The organism is Marinobacter gelidimuriae (assembly GCF_000372805.1).
Classification (GTDB): Bacteria; Pseudomonadota; Gammaproteobacteria; order Pseudomonadales; family Oleiphilaceae; genus Marinobacter; species Marinobacter gelidimuriae.
Map to the genome: position 1 here is coordinate 1 of NZ_KB889911.1, position 19,399 is coordinate 19,399.

Here is a 19,399-nt window from a genome sequence, read left to right on the forward strand (position 1 = left end):
ACAACTGACTTACAAGCAGGCGTTTCGGGGTGGTGAAGTGCTGGCGGTGCCCGCGCATCACACCAGTCAAACGTGCCCAGTCTGTCAGCATATCAGCGCCGAAAACCGCAAGACGCAGGCTCGTTTTGAATGCGTCGAATGCGGGTTTTCGGAGAACGCTGATCTGGTGGGTGCGATCAATATCAAAGCGCGAGGACATCGCGTTCTAGCCTGTGGAGAGTCGGCGTTAGCCGCTCGATGAAGCAGGAACCGGCTGCCCGAGCAATCAGGTAGTACCCTCTTTTGGGAATCCTCTTCCTGAGCAATTTGCGAAGGGAGGGGAGGATGTCAATTGGATTATGTTATGCCCTTACACCGCGTCCAGGTTACCTATGAATTTTGCGTTGATGCAGCCGATACACAATCCACACTCGATGTATTCAATCGAGAGCATACGAGAGCTATTGATGACCGGCGCTGTGCTGTTGTTGGGGAGGTCTTGGTTGATGGGGTCGCATCATCTGCTCAGTTTGAAGAAGATACGCTGGACGAAGTGCCCTTAAATGCGCTTGATGAAAGAGGATGGTGCAGCAGGCTGATTCCTACTGCGCTGGCGCGTCTTCATCGCGCAAAGACGTGCCTGGCGTTTGGTGTGACTGCATTTGATCGGCAACCGTCTTAAATTGCTCACTTAACTCGGCCAGCTTCTGCTCTGTCTTCTCATTCAAGCCCCGATTATCGCTGATGCGAGCCAGGGTTTGCTGCAGTTCCTCGAGCGATCCAAATAACCGAAGTTCCTGCGTATCTTCAATGTCCGGTTGAGGCTTCATTTTTAATGTCTGGGTCTGGTGGGCGTCCCGAATAATCCCGCGCACAATATCGACACTGGACTGGTCAATTGTTTCGAGCTTGATGCTGACTGAGCTTCCGAGAACCGATTGCACAGACATGTTAATCCAGTCCTCTGGCAACCAGGGTAACTCCTTTTTCCATGCCTTTGATAAAGCAGCCCTGGTCGCTTCGGTAGGGTGCTTCGTCTTCTCGATTTCAGCAAATGCATCCTCGAACGGTTCCAGGTCTTCCGGGTAGAGGTTCAGATGCGCTACCACACTAGCCCAGGCAGACAACGCGGCCTCGGGCACAAACTCGACATTGAGTTTGGGCAGCGACTTTAGCGAGAATTTCAGCTTTTTTGTCTCCTGCTCACTGAGAAACCGTTTCAGTTCGCCGTGCATATCAACTGCGACACCCATTGATCGCATTGATGCGTCATGCAGCAACCGACTGTATGGCGTCAGTGTATCTTCTTGTTGATTCGCCATTTCTGTCTGCATTTTTGCCAGACGTGAGCCAATGCTGGGTATTCTGAATGACGGGCGGCCGTCATGAGCCTCATTATCGATCTGCCACCCTTGGCGGTCCAGCTGGTTCAAGGCCTGTCCAACCTTGGTTATCGGCACCTTCTCCGTGGGGGTTCCACAATTTCACGGCCTGCTGACTGATGGTGGTCAGCCAATCTTCATAATCTTCATACCTGACGTTGGCGCCATCGGCCGCGGCAGTCAGGTGAGCCTCCAGCGCCTTGGGTGCCGATAAAACAGGCTCCGGAACAGCCATGTTCATACGATTATGATATTCAACCAGAAAATGTGCACCTACCGCAGCGCTTTCGAGGATTTGGCGGTGAGCCATAGCGGAGTTCAAAGCGGGCCGGAAAATCATAGTCAATGCCTTAAGTTTTTAGACTCGAATAGTGTACGTTATCGCCAATTTACTGGCCCAACTCCTTTCATGTTTCTCGTTCGCTTTGTTTCCGTTGGTTGACCTTTGTATCAGGATTGGTTATTTTCCCATTAACAAGTCACATAAGACATTGTGGTTTGTATATAATTTGCAAGTCACAATTCCGGAGAACGCCTATGGTAGCCTTCGCTGCTAGAGTTTCCGCGCTAGACCATCAGCAATTTGTTTTGTTCGATGAACGAAGTGCTGAGAACCGATCGCATACACTGTTTGATAGTGCTGTTTCGCCTTCGGTTCAAAAGAAAATTGGGCAATTTAGTGAAAAGAAACAGGAAAAGTTCAACGGTCTGAATAGTCGGTTTTTAACAGATGCGGGCACGGCCTTTGAGCAGACTTTCCGCACATTCTGGCTAACCAGATACCGGCATTATTCGATTCCAGAAAAGTTTTATGCTCGCGTGGCTAAGGTTTTCTCACTGAGCCCTGAAATGGTCGAACAGTTGGAATCCGAATTCCAACTGCCCGGTGTCAGCGTTTGCGGACACTCCAGAAAGATGAACGACGCGTTCACCGCCTCTATCTACCTGGATGACGAATTCGACTATACCGATCCTGTTGATCGGCTAATGCGAGGCGTGTTCTCTACACGGCGAAGCCGGGAAATATGGACAGATTACTGCACGCTATTTGGCCGATTATCCATTGATCAGATTCAGGAAGCTGATCTGAATTACGTGCTCACAACCTATGCTCTTAGCATCCATGAGCTGGCTAAGGTATTTCACGTCAAATCTGTTGATCTGCGAGCCAAGGCTGGATCGCGTAAACGACCAAAAAGCTATCCTCAATATGCGGCCCCTGTGCGGGTGTTGATTACCAAACACCCGCGCCTCCGTCGGATCGCATTGCGTTATGCCCATTTGCTCTACACCTCGCAAGCGATCCCGATTCCTCGCATTGCTCAGACCCTGGGATTGGACCCGACCGCACTCTACAACTTGGGTGAACAGGTCATTGGCGACTGGCATCTCCCCTCCCCGAATACCCTTCACTATGTAATCGAGCAAACCACCTTAATGCACCTAAGTTAACTCCCTTGGCGGACATTGAACATGAGATTAACGCTCCCGCTCGTATAGTTTATACTATGGATGTTCATGTGATCGTCATTTAAAAACATTGTTAACGCTGGGGTTTTCGCCATGAGTTCATACAAGGAATAGGGGATTCGATTGGCAAGCCCGCCGGAGCAGCATTCCCAGGTTGTAATGACCGGCTCGATAACTGAGCGCAATGCTGATGACATCTCCCAGTTTCTCTGCGACATGGTGAGTGGCGGTGTCGTTAAAACACTGGAACTGGATGTGAGTGCCGTTTCATACATCGATTCGTTCGGTATCACGGCGCTGGATCGAGTTATGAATCTGCTACAACAGAAAAACGGGCGACTCGTACTTTCCAAGTGCGGCCCGGTTGTGAAAAAGATTATCGATATCGTTAAATCAGGTGCTCACAGAGGTGTCTTTGCCAGTCGGTCCGAGTTGGACAAGTATCTTTACTCCCTGCAGTCAGCCTTCATCTCTACCCAGGTAGATGCCACAGCATAAACATCGTCCTGCCCTGCCCCACCCTGCTCGGTCTTTGTGGCGCTTACACGTAAGCGTAACCTTCTGGTGTTCACTGTCGCGTTTTTCGGCTGGTACGTTTAACCAGGTGTTCGCGAAATTTCCATGGATTATCCAGGGCTCTTATCTGGAGAGAACCTGAACCAATACCGTTAATTGTTACCGTGGCATAATTTAAAACCCGACCAGGGATCCATTGCCATACGTCAACGCCTTCGATCACCGATCTGTTTATTTCCCGTGACCTTCTCGATATCAGTCCAGTCTCGTAGATCACACGCCGAGTCGTGATCGTTACTTCGGTGGTTAGCCTTTCGACGAGCGCCATCACTAGCAGGAGTGCACCGAATGCGGCACCCGCCATCGCAGGGAAATACAATAACTGGAATGGAAGGTTCCATAACTTGCTTACAATGGCCTGTGGGTCACCGGACAAATCCGGCCTATTTGTGATACTCAGAACGATCATGCTCAGAAGCATCAACAATAGCGGCACCCCAACGACAATCCAACTCACGGGAGTTTGATAGACCACCTGCTCGTCTTCTGCCAGATGATCCGTTACATGATCAACGATTCCCACAACAGCTACTCCTTCGATTGCTTGACCCAGTTGACCATCTTAATTGAGTTAGGCCCTATCTCATCAAGCTGTGCTGGTTTGAGCCTAGCGCTTACGCGTAAGCGTTGCGTGGAGCGTTTGTTGCTGCGGTCACTTTTGCGTCTGCCCTTGCACCAACGCTTACGCGTAAGCGTCGCAGTCTTTGCCGTTTCATCGCTAGAGCGTAACCCAGTTAGAAGAAAGGACGCTTACACGTAAGCGTCGATCAAAAAGCGCCAACTATTACTGAAATACACTCTATCCTGACGTGATTGGTACTGAGCACCTGACGCCCATTTAGGGTGTTGCTCAGCTTGACATCGGCTCAAGCTGTTCTGTTGCCTAATTTCGGACACTGGGCTACAATGTAGCTCAATAAGATGGAGATTGAACTATGTCGGCGAATGCTGTTGTGCGTGCTCGGATCGACCAGCACATCAAGGAGGAAGCGACCGTTGTATTGGCAGCCATGGGGCTTACCGTGTCGGATGCTTTTCGCATCCTGCTCACCCGCGTTGCCCGCGAAAAGGCGCTACCTTTTGAGCCGTTGGTCCCAAATGACGAAACCATCGCAGCAATGAAGGAAGCGCGCCGTGGCAACTTGCCTTCGTTCGCCACCGTCGAGGGACTGATGGCGGATTTGAATGCGGACGATTGAGCGTACCGGGAAATTCAAACGCGACTACAAGCGTGAAGCCCGACCTGGTGTTGATTTATCGGACGCCTAATGCCGGGGTGCTACAGCTCGTGCGTTTAGGCTCTCACACCGAACTCGGTCTTTAACGGGCAAAACCGAATGCGGCATCAGACCGTCAGCAATGTTGATCTGGCACTGACGGGACCTTAGCGTGCTTTATTTGCCGTTTCGTGAGTTGACCCCGTTTGGACCGTGCGCCGTGGCTGATCGTAACCAGATAGAAAGGACGCTTACGCGTAAGCGTTGCATGGAGCACTTGTTGCTGTGGTCACTTTTACGCCAGGCATTGCACCCACGCTTACGCGTAAGCGTTCCATATTCAGTGGTTTGCCTGCTGAAGGAAGAACCGCTCCCCGCAACGCTTACGCGTAAGCGCTCATAAAAACCGCACTCCTGGGTGCGGTTTCCGTGGTGCCGAAACGAGTCTACAAACGGTTCGCCAAGTCCGTGAGAACCTGCTCGATCAAGTCGTCATCCAATTTTTTAGCAATGTCGGCACTGACGTTAATGGTTGCTCCCCGTTTATTGCGTTTCCAGGAGAACGCCTCGCGCCCATCCACTTCCAGAACTTTGGTATTGGAAGGCTCTTTTCTGGCTGGCTTTACTTCTGACTCCAGGCGTATAAGAACCCGGCTGGCCTGCTGCGGGCTCTCGTTCAATTTTTGCTTATGATCGAGGATCTTCTTAACCATCGTTTCCGGCGAAACACCGCCACCGTCACGGGTTAACGAAATCAGGTTGAAAAGAACCTTTGAGGAAAACGTGTGCAATTTAAGATGCTCTTTAAACTCCTCTCGCATTTCTCTGGCCACGCGAACGTAATTAGCCATGCTCTGTTTGTCTTCGCCAAGCAACGCGGCCAACGCATAAGGGCCAGAAGCCATTTCAGCATCGAGGTATCGTAAATACGCACAACCGCGACTGTAATAGGAAGGGTCCGACTTCCCTGTGTTTTCCTCATGCTGCAGTACCGCGGCTTGCTCGTCCGTCAAAGTGACAAACACCTTGGCCGGTATCGTTTTCAGGCCAAGCAGCTTCGATGCTGTCAGCCGCTTGAACCCGAATATTTCTTCGTATTCAATATCGCCGTCCGGCTCTTCCAATTTGCGCACACCGATAGCCTGCACGACGCCATTGCCACGCACTCGACCCATAAGGTCCAGGAACTCCGGATCATCTTCAATTTCCGCGCTGGTTCTGTCCTTGAACCGCCACGAACGAATTTTTCCAACCGGAACCTCGGCGTAATACGGCTCACCGTCCTGACCTGGTAGGGCAGGGGAGGGCACGCTTACGCGTAAGCGTTCCGGGGTGGACGCCGAGTTCGAACCAGTCTCTTTCGGTTTCTCGAACAGTTTTTCCCCGTCGCCTTCAGCGACAAACGGCTTTGACGTTTTCTCTTGCCCTCTGCGCTGACCAGCCCCCATCATTCCACCGACCGGTCTGGCGGACCGCACCTTATCTTCGGTTTTAAAAGTCTCTTCGTTACTCATCGTTCCCCGCCTCCATGTTCCACAGATAAAATATTTCATCGACCATTTCATTGAATACCGAGTCCAGCGAATGCAAAGCTCGCTTGTACGAATCCCGGCCACCTACCGGCCGGTCCAGCGAGTACACCGTTTCTAATCGGCCGGATGCATTCTTTATCTCCTGAGAATCCATAATCGTGTTTGACAACACCAGGTCACCGTAGAGCTTCCTGATGGCTTTACCCTGCATTATCGGGTCTTTCACGTTCTTGAACTGGCTGATCAGCAGGCGATGATACTTGATCTGTATATCCGGATTAAACTCGTAGAATGATGATAACGACCGGGTATACATAACGTAGCTTGCGCGATCCAACAACATTGGACGGATCGGGTTGATCAGGGCGTTAGCGGCGCCAAGTGCGTTCATGGTCAACGACCCCTGGCTCGGCGGGCAGTCAATCAGGACCATATCGTAATTGTCCTTGATCGGCTCCAGTCCTTCCTTCAATCGTTTGTGAAAAGGGACACCAAATTCATCATCGTTTTCATTCATAAATTGTTGATTCAGCCCCAGCTCTAAATCCTGAAGCATCTGATTAGCAGGGATGAGGTGGACATTATGGAAATAGGTCTTGCGGATCGTGTACTGCAAACTCTTGGGATCGTTGAGTAGGGCCTCGTTCGGCAGATCTTCCATGTCGATACTTGCGTCCGGGTTCACGCCACCAACAAGCTGAGTCATTGACCCTTGTGGATCGAAGTCGATGACCAGCACTCGAAACCCCATCTTGGCCAGAAAATGCGCTAAGTGGGCGCAAGAGGTCGTGTTTCCAACACCCCCTTTAAGCTTGGAAAACGCAATGATAAGCGTTTCTGCGCCTGCAGGACGGGTGACCCGGGTACCAATCTTGTCGCGAATCTCATTGATCCGGCCCAGTGTCCATCGGCCATGACCGACCTCATTCTTGGGCGCATCAGGGTCATTTTCTCGGAGCCATGGGACAGAGCGGCCCACCATCACCGCCGCTTCCTGTATACCCCAGGTCTTTTCGGTGCGGTTCTTGCCGTCACCGTGCGTCCTTATTAGCTCATTTCTAATTTCATCCAGCGCATCGGAACCTTCGATTGCCAGGTTCGCGAAGTGATCTTTTGGATCTTCAGGACCGAGTGCCTTCATTTCTCTTACTGGTGACATAAACTTCTCCTGTCTAGGGTGTCCGCATCCAGGTCATTTTGTGCATTCCAACCTGTTTTGCCTAGTTTATACCACTTTGTCTCGTTTGCAGAAAGGTATGTTTTAAAAGGAGATCGCTTTAACGAAATGCGCGAAATTCTCCATCCATAATGCCCCAAGCGGAGCGTTAGCGGCTTCTCTAACATTTGGGTGGTGATGGATAGCGCGGCCAACATCAAGTTGGCCTGTCTTGGTTCTCAATATACTCTCTCAAAACCTCAATCGGTGCGCCACCCGCTGTTAGCAGGCAGTAGGCTCGACTCCACAACACCGGCTTCCAGTAGTATTCCTTCAGGTGCTCTGCAAATTCTTTTCTTATTCGCCGACTGGTCACGGTTTTCAGGCTGTTGATCAATTTGGATGGCTGTATCGTTGGATTCAGATCCAATAGCAGATGGATGTGGTCGGCTTCACCACCAAACTCCAAAAGGCCAATCTCCCATTTTTCGCAAAGCTCGCGACAAATAGCCTCCATTCGATCAAGAACCTCTGAAGTGAAACACCTTCTGCGATATTTGGTAACTAACACCAAGTGGTATTTCATGTCATAAACGCAGTGATAATGTGACTTCATGTATTTACACCATGTTGTATTTATGCCAATGTATCAGCTATGGAAACCGCTCGCTACACCAAAACGCTGAAAGTAAGAATCCGAGACAAGCACTCAAAAGTGCTGGCCTCTTGGGCTTATTCAGTGAATCAGGTATGGAACTACTGCAACGAATTGAGTCATCGCAGCATCAAAGAGCGCCATACTTGGCTGTCAGGTTATGACTTGCAGAATTACACCAAAGGCGCGGGTAAAGATCTGGGGTTAAACTCAGCGACGGTGCAGATGATCGGCCATGAATACGCTGTCCGCCGTAAGCAGTTCAAAAAGAATCGATTGAATTGGCGCAAATCTGGCGGTGTGCGCCGATCTCTTGGTTGGATACCGGTTCGCAAAGACTGCATCGGTTTCAAAAACGGATGCGTCTATCACAACAAACAGTATTTCAAGATTTGGGACAGCTTCGGGCTGTCGCAGTATACATTCCGGTCTGGCTGCTTCACCGAAGACGCTCGCGGTCGCTGGTATTTCTGCGTGGTCGTGACGGCAAAGCCGGAGCAGACATGCGGCACCGGCAGTGTGGGGATCGATTTGGGTCTGAAAACCACGGCCACCCCAAGCTCGGGCGAGCCGCTGGAAGCGGGTCGCTTCTATCGGGATCAGGAACAGAAGTTGGGCATTGCTCAGCGGACGCGAAACACGCAACGGGTGAAGGCGATTCACGCCAAAATCCGCAATCGGCGGCACGATGCGCTGCATAAATTCAGCCGGGGGCTGGTGAATGATAACGGCCTGATCGTGGTCGGGAACGTGTCCAGCTCTGGGCTGGCAAAGACGAACATGGCCAAGTCGGTGCTGGACGCTGGCTGGTCTACACTGAAAACTCTGCTGGAATATAAATGCGAGCACGCAGGCGGAGTGTTTCTGGAAGTCGATGAACGGTACACCACCCAGGCCTGTTCGTGTTGTGGCTCTGTGAGCCCCAACAGTCCGAAAGGTAGAGCAGGCCTTGGAATAAGAGAATGGACCTGTGAGTGCGGTGTCACTCACAATCGCGATTCCAATGCGGCCAGGAACATTCTCGCGGCAGGGCATTGCCGTCTAGCGGTAGGAATCCCCCTCCAAAAAGCCGGTTAAGGCGTTTGGTGGTGGGAGGATGTCAATCCCTACATAGTGCGTCCGCCAGCTCGGAAAGACTCGATTCTGCGTAGAGCGCCGTAGTTTCAATACTGGCATGTCGGCCCAGGAGCTTGGCTATTGTGAGATCTTTTGTCTTACGGGTGATCCGCTTCATCGCCGTATGCCGTAACCAGTGCAGCGATGCATCACGCAAAATGCGGGCGTCCGCCGAAGATCCTGCCATTTCGCCGGAATCGATCGCATAGGCCAGTCGGTGAAACACATCTTGCATGTGTCGGTACAGACCGCTTCGGGAGATCGCTGGCAGATGTGTGGGCATCGGACGTTCCGAGTCCCGGATGTATCGGGTATCCGGGCAAATAGGGTAGGGCGGTTCATTGGCCGATGGGTATGCCGGTAACCCCAGTGTTACACGCAGATCGACCACACGATCCATAACCCAATCCGGTACCGGCAGCGTTGCAGCCTTTCGTCCCTTACCGTTGGGGATATACCACAGCCACCTGGCCGCTTTCAGATCGCTGGGAGCCGGCGAGAAATCCGACAGGAATCCTTCAATGATATCCGCTTGTCGGGCTCCGAGCGTGCCCGCGAGCGCAAGAATCAGACGAAGCCGTGCGCGGGTCACACGATTGCGCCGGTCAATGAAAGGTTTGTCGGCCATCCTCGGTCTGCTGATCCTTCTTTCTTTCCTTTCTTACCGGGTATTCGGTTGCTTCATATCGATCAACAAATTCGCCCAGAAGCCCCATTTGCTGTTCACTAAGCTGTCTTCTTGCCACCTTTAATGCCGGCTCTTCTTTTGTGGTGGCCACCAGGTACCGAGTTTCCGGCATGGGATTAGCCGCCAGCCAACCATTGCTGTGCATGAAATCAAGCATCGCCCGTATTACCGACAGCGAATACTTTACGGAGTCGGGTTTCAGCGCGGTCGTAAACGGGCGCCAGTCAGGAGACGTTCTAGGGTGTTTTCGATCCGCCAACCACTGATGCCGTGGCTTTGGATCGATGAGGAATTTCGCATACCGTATAAAATCCTCTCGCGTTGCATCGCTGATCACTTTTCCAGAATCCGCCAGCCAGAAAAGAAATCGCTCCGTTTCCTTGCGGTACGCCATCGCCGTATTTGTGCTGGCACTTGCCCGTTCCGCCAACCATAAAGCCACCATGTCCAGATCCGATTGTGCCTCCAGCCCCGGTACCGGTCCCCTGCACATGATACCGCGGTGCGTGGGTACAGTACGGAACGAAGGCGGCGCATCCCAGGGGAGTTGTTGCATTTTGGGCAGTGATTCGGTGGTCAAGTCGTGCTCGTTCATCATGGTTCTCTGGTTTGTTGATGTTCCACGGTTTTGCCGCCTGTTCATGCAACGGCTGCTTGGCGCGTCTCTAGGCCTTGTGGGAAGCGGGGCTTGCAGGAGACGACGCCTAATTCACCGCACAGTACCGGGGTAGGGCAGGCACGTGTTCCACGCCAACTGCTTCAGTGTGGGCCATTCCTCTTATGGAGTAATCATAATATTACTTATGATGCAGCAATGTCTATCATGTACTATTTATTACATATTACATGAGGATACTATTATGCTATAATAACGAAAAGCCGGGCTTTCTCCCGCCCCACACTGAAGGATGACCGAGGTATCCGATGACACAACCGAAACAACGCTTTCATGGCAACAGAACCGTCTCGGCGAACACGACCGGGCAGGATTACGTCGTTGGTGATTTGCATGGACAGCTGGATCTCTTATTCGAGACGCTGTTCACCGTAGGCTTCCGGCCAGATTGCGATCGACTGTTCTGTGTCGGTGATCTTATAGACCGTGGCCCTCGGTCCCTGGGGTGCTTGGAGTTATTGGCGGACCCCTGGTTTTTCGCAGTATTAGGCAACCACGAGGACATGATGCTCGACGCCCTGGTTAATCAGGATGCCTCTACATATCTGCACTGGATTGAAAATTGCGGTGGCGAGTGGGTGCGCGATGTTGATGGGGGATATCTGTCCCGCTTAATTAAAAATCACTGCCTGACCCTGCCATTAACGATCAGCGTCCCTTGTGGGCGCGGAACCGTCGGGCTTATTCATGCAGCGGTGACCTCTGGCCAGTGGGGTGTCTTCGACCACGACTCTGATATCTGGAATCGACGTATCGCCCGCGATAGGCACGATCCGGACGCTTCACTGCCCACCGAAGCGCAGGTTGACGGCATCGATGCGGTTGTTGTCGGCCACAACGTCACGCCTGCACCCTTTGTCAGAGGCAACACGCTGTCTTTGGATACCGGAGCGGCTAGCGGTAATCCTCCTACCGTTTGGCCGTTGGAGGCTGTTCTTGATGTGGTGAGCCAGCATCTGACCACCGATAAAGCCCAAACTTTCTACGGATCACTCCACCGCGAGCCGCTGGGACATTCACTTAACTGCTTTTAGGCGCACCACTATGTTTCCTTTGAACGAGATTGATCAGATAACCCGGACTCCCGACGACTACCGTTTGCTTAGCCGGATTCCATGGACGAAACCGGACACCGTGTTTCCGATCGCTGTCGCCCAGGGCGGCAACAATCTTCGATCCCTGGTGGTGCTCGATGTCGAGACCACCGGCCTCAATCCCGACGAGGACAGCATTATCGAACTGGGACTGGTTCACGCAACAATCGATATCGATTTAGGCGTTATCGTTTCCATTAACGAAGCCGTTTCCTTCTACGAAGACCCCAGCAAACCTATTCCCGAGTTGATCACACAACTGACAGGTATTGACGATGCGAAAGTAGCGGGGCAGCGCATTGATGGTCAGGCCCTTGTGAAAGGCTTTGCTGACGATCCCATTGTGGTGGCGCATTCCGCCAGCTTTGACAGGGGTATGTTTGAAGCTCGCTTCGGCCACCTGGATCGGTTGCGGTGGGCATGCTCGATCAAAGATATTCCGTGGCGCGAATTTGGCTATGAGAGTAGCAAGCTAGAATATCTGTGCCTGAAAAACGGTGGGTTTTATGAAGGTCACCGGGCCAGCATAGATTGTCTTGCCACTGCGTGGCTATTGAGTCAGGTCGATGGCGCGCTGTCTGCGTTAATCGCGTCGGAACGTGCCATCACCTATGCTGTTGCCGCCCGTGGTGCACCTTTCGACGTCAAGGATTCTTTAAAAGCCCGCGGCTATTCATGGGCACCCGTTCGTAAAGTCTGGCATACCGTTGTCAGTGAGGTTGGTCTCGCCGAGGAGCAGGCGTTCTTGTCAGCGCTCTATTTCAATGGTGGTGACCGAGCCGAGATCATCAGGATGACTAGTCGTGAACGCTACAAGCAGAAAAGGGGCTAACTTTGTGGGCATTTTTACCCGAAGCTCGGGAGCATTTCTCACTGTATTTCTTTGCACCGGTACCGTTGGTGCTGATGTCATCAAGCAATCTAGCAGTGGCTTGTGCCATCCTCCATTCTCCCCCTGGTATGAGCGAACCCAGTCCTATACTGGCTTTGATTCCCTGGATGCCTGTCTGGCTTCCGATGGACGCTTACCCAAAGGTATTGCTAGCGAGCCTACTGCAACGTCGAGCAATGACTATGAACGCTCGAAATTCGGACATGGCTGGGCTGATCTGGATAGTGACGGGCAGGGCAGCCGTGCCGAGGCCCTTATTACCCTGTCGACCATACCGGTAACATTTGCCGGTGTTGCAGAGCAACGTGTTGTCAGGGGTCGGTGGGTCAGTCCGTTTACCGGCAAGGCGGTCTTCGATGCCGGTGATCTCGATGCCGATCACGTTGTTCCGCTGAAATACGCATAGGATCGTGGCGCTGACCAATGGAGTGAATCGCTCAGGGTTACCTTCGCCAACGATCTCCGCAATATTTGGCCGGTGGAATTGAGTCTCAATCCAAGGGTGCGAGGGGGCCATCAGAGTGGCTGCCTCCGAGGGGCCAGTGTGGGTATGTCGCCCGGTTTGTCCGGATCACCCTATTGTATGACGTTGAGCGTTCGCCCTCAGAGCGTCAGTTACATGACAACCTGCTGTCACAGTGCAAGGAGTAACGACACGTGGATCGCCAAGCCCCTATCAGTTATGAAGATGTTTCCCGCGCCGCCACTCGCTTGATTGGTCGTGGCGCCAAAGTCACCATTGACGCCCTATACGAGCAGTTGGGGCGTCGAGGCTCACGCACCACCATTCACAAGCACCACAAGACCTTCCTTAAAACCTTCTCTGAGCAAGGCATGACCATGCTTCCCTCGGCACTGCCGGAGGCGTTGGTGCCGCTGGTGGAAGACTTCTGGAATCAGGCTGTATTAGCGGCGGGGGTGGGGTTTGATAACGAGCGGGCCGATTATGACCGTCGCATTGCCGAGCTTGGGGGAGCCATCAACCAACGCGCAGAACGCATCCAACAGCTTGAGACGCTGCTGGATGAGCGTGAAACGCTACTGACTCAAAAGAGCCAGCAGCTTGACCAGCGGGATCGCACTATTGGGGACCTGGAGCGCTGGGTAGAGGGCAAAGAGGCCGAGGTGGGGGAGTTGAAGCATGACAAACAGGCACTCGAGACCCGGTTGGCCGAGGAACGGGTGCATTGGTCGGAACGGTATGATGCCGCGAAATCCGACTGGGATCGTCAGCGTGGCCAGTTAGAGCACGATATTGCCAAGACCCGCGAGCAGATGGGGGCCGATCAGATCAAGCATGAGCGCCTGGTCGACCACTGGATGCTGCAGCTGGACGACGCCCGCCAGCACATCAGCGACCTGAAACTCCGGCATCATGAGGATCGTGAGCGCCTGCAAGGGGAGGTTCGTCTGGAAAAGGCCAGGGCGGATCGATTTGCCACGGACCAGGCGAAGCTGGAAAAGCGAATCGATGCGTTGGTATCGGACTGTGAGCAGCTTGAACACGGCCGGAAGGCGCTGCAGGAAAAGCTGGTTGCCTCTGATGAGGCCCGCGAGCAGTTGGCCGAAAATAATCGGGTTCTGGCCCGGGATAGCGAAGCATTGGAGACTGAGATGGATGCCCTCAGCCAGACGAATGACAAGCTCGGGCGCGATATTGAGCGGTTACGTTCCTGAATTCAGATAAATAACCACTCCATCGATCCTGACCTCCAGAATGGTTCGTCACTCGGCCCAGGCGCCCATAATGGTTCGTCACTCGATCCTGACCTTCAGAATGGTTCGTCACTCGGTCCTGCCGTAATGCCTGTGGGCAAGCCCCAGAATAATGGTTCGTCACTCGCAAAATCCGGTTTGGCACTCGGTTTTTAGTGAATGGCAATCGACATTCTTTGGTCTGCCTCTTGCAAAATCTGGTTTGTCCTTCGCTTAGTTTGGTTTGAGCTTCGATTTTTCCCCTTTTTTTCACTTTATAATCAGTCAGTTGTAGGCCCTATAAGAGTAGTAATATCTATAAAAGATAAGAAATAAGAATTTTAAGAGTTGTGGATAACCTGAAACTTGATCAATTCATCCATCAGACAGATCATCACCCGCGGTGACCTGCACACCAAGTGGACAATTTTTAGGCATTGACTGAACCGTAATCCCAATTCTAAGACACTCCTTGAACCATATATCCAATTTTAGGGCCTTTGCTGAACCATTTTTCTTAGCAACCGCAGAATACCTGGTTTCCGATTGGACCATTTTACGTAACTCCTTGAACCAACATCCCAAATCGACGGACTCACTTGAACCAACATCCCTATTTCTCGCCATACCTTGAACCAAGTCTCACATATACAGCCCTGCTTGAACCATGTGGACACTTTTATGCCCTCATATGAACCATCAGTCAGATTGCCGGTGCTCGATAAACTTTCCAGGGACCCCCCTTAACGGCCCAGGTACGGTAGTGAAACTCCGCTATAGCAAGTGGACGATTTTGCGTGTACCAATGAACCAAGAGGACAAATTTCCGTCACCCCTTGAACCATAGCGAGGAATGTACAATAATCCGAGTGGACAATTTTAGGGGGTTCCATGAACCATTGACTGCCAGGGAGTCCTGACTATGACGGAAGCAACTGCCCCCAATAAGAACCAGGTTACGTCTATTTTGATACCTGTGGCCGTCGCTGACTTCCTCGAGGACAGTCAGGCCAAAGTTGAAGCTGCAGGATTAACAAAACCTGACAGCGATTTCCTTCATGGTCTCCTCGGAACCGCTTCAGAATTTTTTAACGACGACCTGCCAGTAGATGCCGAGCACATTACACTCACGCTCGACGACATAGCACTGTATCTGGAAACTAACTCAATACCCGGGCACTCCGTAAAGTCTGTAAGACGAAAACTCTACAGCATGACCGAAACCGGCTTTTTCAAAGTCATAGAGGTGCGCAACCAGCGTGGTGGTCACCCTTCTAAAAAATTCATCCTCCATAAAATTCATAAAAAAGACTTTGAAACCGCAGATCAGAAAGAGTTGCGTGATCGTGCTCTGGGACACCGTAACGCCAGAACAAAATCCACTAAGGTCATGCTCAAATATCTGAGAGAATCGGCCGCTCAGCTTGTAACTCACTTTGGCAAAAGCAAGCCGATCACCGAGACGATTTACACCGGCCTGTTTGACAGATGCATGCGTTTCACAACTTCCGATAAAATTGAAGGCAACCGAATAACCTCAAAAATCCGGATCAAGAATACAGATATACTCGTTCAAGCGACAACACAAACAGGTCCTAAGTCAGAGCTTGCTGCACTCCCGGATCAGCGCGTCATTCGAGCCGTAATTACCGAGGTTGCCCATTTCATAGACAGTGAAATTGACCGCTACATACTAGAAGCGGAAAAGCCCCGTCAATCCTCGCTCTTTGGCGATGGAAAAGTTATCGGAGCCCTGGACTTATCTGCATATGCCGTTGACCCTGAAGAGCCCGATGAGCAGACAGATCCGTCAAACGAGGAAAACTCTGAAGCCCAGAGCTTCGAGTCGAAGTTTGACCAACGTCGAGCTGAGCTGGAACGGTCTGCCACTGAGCGAGTCCATAATGACTTCTTTCTGGATACCTTAAACATCGCAAAACGGATGGAGTACGCAAGTCCGCACAGTGGATCAACACGCAGATTTATCAACTCCTCATTACGGCGCCTCTACGACACCAGCTTTCGCATGTTAATCCAGGCTAAGAAGCATGAAGATGCGATCGAAATTATGGAGCTGTTTGATGTAGATGACCTGGTTACCGATTTTCGTTTTCTTCCTACACTCAAGAGTCAATACGATTCGGAGTTCATTAGTGAGGAGGATATAGATCGGAAAGAGTTTTCCATGGGGCCAATGAATAACCTGCCCGCCCAGGTCTTCCAGAACGCCAAAGATTTAGGGGATGCTGAAAAAGAGATTGACCCCTACAACCCGAAAGAATTGAGCCGTGTTCGTGTTTGGCGCGTGTCCCTGGACCCGCACCTATTTGAAAAACTCTTGGTGAAAGAAAATCGGAAGCTGTTTACCGCTCATAGCGACATCATGAAAGAGGGATCAGGCCTTGCACAAACGCTCTATAACCTCTTCACCACCACGATCGGGCGTGAGAACAAACGGGGGCAGGGGAAACGAGAGAATTCATACTTTCTTCCTTTGGCAGATCTCCACAACATCCTGTGGCCTACTCGCAAATATCATCGTTTTGAAGAAGAGTTCGTTGAACTGATGCAGCGGTACGCCACGGATGGCTGGGACGACACCCTGACCATCAATTCTGTATCGATGTTCGGCTATCGTTTCACGCTGATGAAAAAAGGCCACGAAGGAAGACATCAGGGACACTTGAGCAGAAACAGATCGAGGGAGAACGCGCTTTGGGTCAAGGTTGAGCGTGACATTCACGACAAGCTCGCTGGCGATCAATCCTTCTACAACCGCCAGAAAACAAAAAAAACCAAAGCCAGCCTATCTGAAACCCAAACTGACTAATTGTGGGGCAACTTTTTTATGAGCCCACCCGTGCAGAGTAGCCCCGTGCCTAAAGCCCCTAACTTCACACAGCCCAATCCCAACTGGAGGAAAGCCATCGTCAAAGACGAGACGCTGTATCTGCCGCGGGGCATCAGCTACGTCAAAGGGCTGTGGCGAGTCACCGTTAACAGTCAGCAGAAGTACGAGACGACCCTGGTTAAAGCCTGGCACAATCTGAGCAGCCGCAAGCGAGTGGACCGGTTGTACGATGACCCTACTCCTTGCGGCCCTGTAAAGCGCATTGACACCGGCATAATCGGTGTCAATGCGAGCTTCGATATTCGCGGGACTACTATATCGTTGCGTATCCACGTCGCTCAGCGTTCCCAGGCGCGTCACGCCAACAAAAACATTACGCAATGCGCCGTTGGTGAGCTGGATCAGGCGTGGCTGGATCGAAACCTGGCGCTGGCAGCGGGCTTGCGCCGGTACACCCTGCAGTTGCGCCAGGAGGGCAAGCTGATCACGCCGCTAGGCGTGGCGTCAGGTGCCCTCTTGTTGGGTTCCCAGTGCGCCTGTGCGGCGTGTCAGCATGGACGAGATTTATCTAGCACTGGATGAGCGGCTCAGTAGGGGTCGGGGTATTGCCGGCTCGGGTGACCGGCATTAGCGACGAGACGTGCCGTAATCACCGCCCGCCGCCGTTGTTGGTGCTTGGGTGTCGTCTCGCTCTCTTGCACGCGTATTGGCGGGTTGCTCGGGTGCTTCTTGCATCCAGTCAGGCGCCTCGCGCCGGCCACCCGGGGAGTTGGGGTCGTTTATATCAACGGTTCCCGGATCGGTTACAAAGTTGCTGGTGAGTAACCGGTATCGCTCGATCTGGATTTCCGTGCAAGGAACCAGGAACGCCTCATTGTTGTTGAGCGAGCGAGTTAAATCGTTAGCACGGCCGGTACGTCGATAATTCCGGGTGGCGCCCTCTACCAGGGCCTGCATTTCCGGCTGATCAAAGCTCTCTATCACGGATTCAAAGAGTTCGTCGTTGAATTTCTGGCGTGCCCGCCGGCTGAGCTCTGCAACATTGCTGCTGCTGATGTTGACCATCTGCTCTATACCATCACGGATGCCAATACAGGTCTGTACGGCCTGTTGCTGGAGTATGGCGCTGGGATTCTCTGGACGTTGTTGTGCGAGGGCGGGCAGGACGTTCGCCAGTAACCCGCAGATAATCAGAACACGGTAATTCATCAATTTTGGCCCTAGTTTCAGTCACGACAATGGCATTTATCGGCTATTCTATCGTATAGATCTGTTTAATCTGAACAGCCTGTTCTGCGCGTTGCTGTCGCGTGGCCCGAGCATAGATTTCGTGCTCGAACGGGTGGGTGCCGTGGCTCTCATTCTGATCAGACCAATCATTCCTGCCGCAGCGTTAGCCAGCGTCACGGCGGCACCCGGCACTGAGCCGACCATAACGGCGAAAACGAAAAACAGGCTTTCGCCGCCGAGAAAGCCGAGTCGTAGGCTCGCGCCGCGCCCAGTATATTGCGTTATGGTCATTAGAACGCAGCCCGTAGCCGCAATCACGTCGGCCCAACCGGTGCCGTAATAAGCCGCAGCGCTGATCCCTAAAGCCGAGAACATCACGCCCAGAGTGACCCTGGTGAACAGGGGTCTATTGGCAGTGGCATTGGCTCCAAAGATGCTAACAGCTGCAACGGCGTGTACGACAGACTCTGAGATAGAGCCGAGCATTGCGTAGTGCACCGACCATAATGTTACCCTGACACCCATCATCAGCAGTAGGCCCCGGTTGTCTTTGCGGATCAGCGTGCAGACTGTAATGACCGCAGCGACCCAGCCGATCAGATTTGCGAGGTTCAGAATGTCAGGTAACAGCGTCACCGCAAGATCTCCGTGGGTGGTGGTGTCGATAATGCTGGCAGATACGTTACTGGCGAGTAGCGCGAACGTAAATTTCATGCTCGAACGGGTGGTTGCCGTAGCGGGTCACATAGGTGCTCATGTCCTGGCGGATCATGTGGCGACCGAAATCGAAATCAGACGTTTCCAGTGAGCAGATCGGGCGGCCGTAATAGCCGATCTCGTAGCAACGAAACTCTACCTGCTTGCCGGCCCCCCGGCTCAGAACGGGATCAGTGCTACGTCACGCTTGCTTCGCGTACGTCAAGTCGCGGCAAAAGATCGCCGCACACAGTTCACTTCACTGTTTCATCACCTCACAAGGACGCTGCTGACAGACAGCTTTTACAAGCTGAAGCGACGTTCAACTCCCGGCGTTGATGGCCTGTCATGGCAGGCTTACGCNCAAGGGTTGGACGAGCGGCTGGCTCGTCTCCTGCACCGCTTGCACAGTGGGTCATACAGGCCGACGCCTGCCAGACGGATTCAAATCCCGAAGGCAGACGGCAGCCTGCGGCCACTGAGCATTCTGTGCG

The 19,399-nt window shown here is 52.4% G+C and carries 21 protein-coding genes; 11 read left to right on the forward strand and 10 right to left on the reverse strand.

Annotated features, from left to right (window positions below; all coding sequences use genetic code 11):
- Positions 1–46: 46 nt before the first annotated feature.
- On the forward strand, positions 47–241 hold the full coding sequence (locus A3OI_RS22130) for a zinc ribbon domain-containing protein (protein WP_267283306.1): 195 nt from the start codon (positions 47–49) through the stop codon (positions 239–241).
- Between the two features lie 340 nt (positions 242–581).
- On the opposite strand, the gene A3OI_RS0114310 is transcribed toward A3OI_RS22130, so the two are convergent.
- Both A3OI_RS0114310 and A3OI_RS0114315 read right to left on the reverse strand, forming a co-directional pair.
- Entirely contained in the window at positions 582–1,412 is an 831-nt protein-coding gene (locus tag A3OI_RS0114310; protein ID WP_155903143.1) for a hypothetical protein, read from the reverse strand.
- Positions 1,375–1,701, reverse strand: coding sequence for a hypothetical protein (locus A3OI_RS0114315; protein ID WP_018404940.1), 327 nt, complete (start codon positions 1,699–1,701; stop codon positions 1,375–1,377). Before A3OI_RS0114315 ends, A3OI_RS0114310 begins: the two co-directional genes overlap by 38 nt.
- A 197-nt stretch (positions 1,702–1,898) precedes the next feature.
- Between A3OI_RS0114315 and A3OI_RS0114320 the strand changes: the two genes are divergently transcribed.
- Positions 1,899–2,813 carry a hypothetical protein gene (locus A3OI_RS0114320; protein ID WP_018404941.1) on the forward strand — a complete coding sequence of 305 codons (915 nt, stop codon included), beginning with the start codon at positions 1,899–1,901 and terminating at the stop codon, positions 2,811–2,813.
- A 141-nt stretch (positions 2,814–2,954) separates the two neighbouring features.
- Positions 2,955–3,329, forward strand: a complete 375-nt coding sequence (locus tag A3OI_RS0114325; protein ID WP_018404942.1) for an STAS domain-containing protein — start codon at positions 2,955–2,957, stop codon at positions 3,327–3,329.
- 70 nt (positions 3,330–3,399) lie between these two features.
- On the opposite strand, the gene A3OI_RS21235 is transcribed toward A3OI_RS0114325, so the two are convergent.
- The gene (locus A3OI_RS21235; protein WP_018404943.1) at positions 3,400–3,930 is read right to left on the reverse strand and encodes a PH domain-containing protein; all 531 of its coding nucleotides are present in this window, start codon (positions 3,928–3,930) and stop codon (positions 3,400–3,402) included.
- Positions 3,931–4,342: 412 nt separating this feature from the next.
- Here A3OI_RS21235 and A3OI_RS0114335 point away from each other — a divergent pair, with 412 nt between their 5' ends.
- Positions 4,343–4,606, forward strand: coding sequence for a type II toxin-antitoxin system RelB/DinJ family antitoxin (locus A3OI_RS0114335; protein WP_018404944.1), 264 nt, complete (start codon positions 4,343–4,345; stop codon positions 4,604–4,606).
- A gap of 464 nt (positions 4,607–5,070) precedes the next feature.
- Here A3OI_RS0114335 and A3OI_RS0114340 read toward each other — a convergent pair whose 3' ends face one another.
- From A3OI_RS0114340 to tnpA, 3 genes are all read right to left on the reverse strand, one after another.
- Positions 5,071–6,177, reverse strand: a complete 1,107-nt coding sequence (locus A3OI_RS0114340; RefSeq protein WP_177313715.1) for a ParB/RepB/Spo0J family partition protein — start codon at positions 6,175–6,177, stop codon at positions 5,071–5,073.
- Positions 6,131–7,315 carry a ParA family protein gene (locus A3OI_RS0114345; protein ID WP_018404946.1) on the reverse strand — a complete coding sequence of 395 codons (1,185 nt, stop codon included), beginning with the start codon at positions 7,313–7,315 and terminating at the stop codon, positions 6,131–6,133. Before A3OI_RS0114345 ends, A3OI_RS0114340 begins: the two co-directional genes overlap by 47 nt.
- A 214-nt stretch (positions 7,316–7,529) precedes the next feature.
- On the reverse strand, positions 7,530–7,928 hold the full coding sequence (gene tnpA, locus A3OI_RS0114350; protein WP_081622937.1) for an IS200/IS605 family transposase: 399 nt from the start codon (positions 7,926–7,928) through the stop codon (positions 7,530–7,532).
- A 39-nt stretch (positions 7,929–7,967) separates the two neighbouring features.
- On the opposite strand from tnpA, the gene A3OI_RS0114355 reads away from it, so the two are divergent.
- Complete coding sequence (locus tag A3OI_RS0114355) at positions 7,968–9,044, forward strand: RNA-guided endonuclease InsQ/TnpB family protein (RefSeq protein WP_018404948.1); 1,077 nt, start codon at positions 7,968–7,970, stop codon at positions 9,042–9,044.
- Positions 9,045–9,066: 22 nt separating this feature from the next.
- Here A3OI_RS0114355 and A3OI_RS0114360 read toward each other — a convergent pair whose 3' ends face one another.
- Positions 9,067–9,711: a site-specific integrase gene (locus tag A3OI_RS0114360; RefSeq protein ID WP_018404949.1), complete on the reverse strand. Its 645-nt coding sequence runs from the start codon at positions 9,709–9,711 to the stop codon at positions 9,067–9,069.
- Positions 9,689–10,369 (reverse strand): hypothetical protein, encoded by a 681-nt coding sequence (locus A3OI_RS21240; RefSeq protein WP_018404950.1) that lies wholly within the window; start codon positions 10,367–10,369, stop codon positions 9,689–9,691. The genes A3OI_RS0114360 and A3OI_RS21240 overlap by 23 nt, the downstream gene beginning before the upstream one ends.
- A gap of 326 nt (positions 10,370–10,695) precedes the next feature.
- Here A3OI_RS21240 and A3OI_RS20340 point away from each other — a divergent pair, with 326 nt between their 5' ends.
- The 6 genes from A3OI_RS20340 (at position 10,696) to A3OI_RS0114400 (ending at position 17,561) form a co-directional block, all read left to right on the forward strand.
- Positions 10,696–11,481: a metallophosphoesterase gene (locus tag A3OI_RS20340; RefSeq protein WP_018404951.1), complete on the forward strand. Its 786-nt coding sequence runs from the start codon at positions 10,696–10,698 to the stop codon at positions 11,479–11,481.
- 10 nt (positions 11,482–11,491) lie between these two features.
- Positions 11,492–12,373: a 3'-5' exonuclease gene (locus tag A3OI_RS0114375; RefSeq protein ID WP_018404952.1), complete on the forward strand. Its 882-nt coding sequence runs from the start codon at positions 11,492–11,494 to the stop codon at positions 12,371–12,373.
- Entirely contained in the window at positions 12,345–12,839 is a 495-nt protein-coding gene (locus A3OI_RS23990) for an HNH endonuclease (RefSeq protein ID WP_228702992.1), read from the forward strand. Before A3OI_RS0114375 ends, A3OI_RS23990 begins: the two co-directional genes overlap by 29 nt.
- 251 nt (positions 12,840–13,090) lie before the next feature.
- Entirely contained in the window at positions 13,091–14,110 is a 1,020-nt protein-coding gene (locus tag A3OI_RS0114385; protein ID WP_018404954.1) for a DNA-binding protein, read from the forward strand.
- A 940-nt stretch (positions 14,111–15,050) separates the two neighbouring features.
- A complete protein-coding gene (locus A3OI_RS0114395) occupies positions 15,051–16,958 on the forward strand; it encodes a hypothetical protein (protein ID WP_018404956.1) in 1,908 nt (635 codons plus the stop codon).
- 18 nt (positions 16,959–16,976) lie between these two features.
- Entirely contained in the window at positions 16,977–17,561 is a 585-nt protein-coding gene (locus A3OI_RS0114400; RefSeq protein WP_218185835.1) for a hypothetical protein, read from the forward strand.
- Between the two features lie 45 nt (positions 17,562–17,606).
- Here A3OI_RS0114400 and A3OI_RS0114405 read toward each other — a convergent pair whose 3' ends face one another.
- Together A3OI_RS0114405 and A3OI_RS0114410 are read right to left on the reverse strand one after the other, a co-directional pair.
- The gene (locus tag A3OI_RS0114405; RefSeq protein ID WP_018404958.1) at positions 17,607–18,188 is read right to left on the reverse strand and encodes a hypothetical protein; all 582 of its coding nucleotides are present in this window, start codon (positions 18,186–18,188) and stop codon (positions 17,607–17,609) included.
- Positions 18,189–18,236: 48 nt separating this feature from the next.
- The gene (locus tag A3OI_RS0114410) at positions 18,237–18,923 is read right to left on the reverse strand and encodes a YgjV family protein (RefSeq protein ID WP_018404959.1); all 687 of its coding nucleotides are present in this window, start codon (positions 18,921–18,923) and stop codon (positions 18,237–18,239) included.
- Positions 18,924–19,399: the final 476 nt, after the last annotated feature.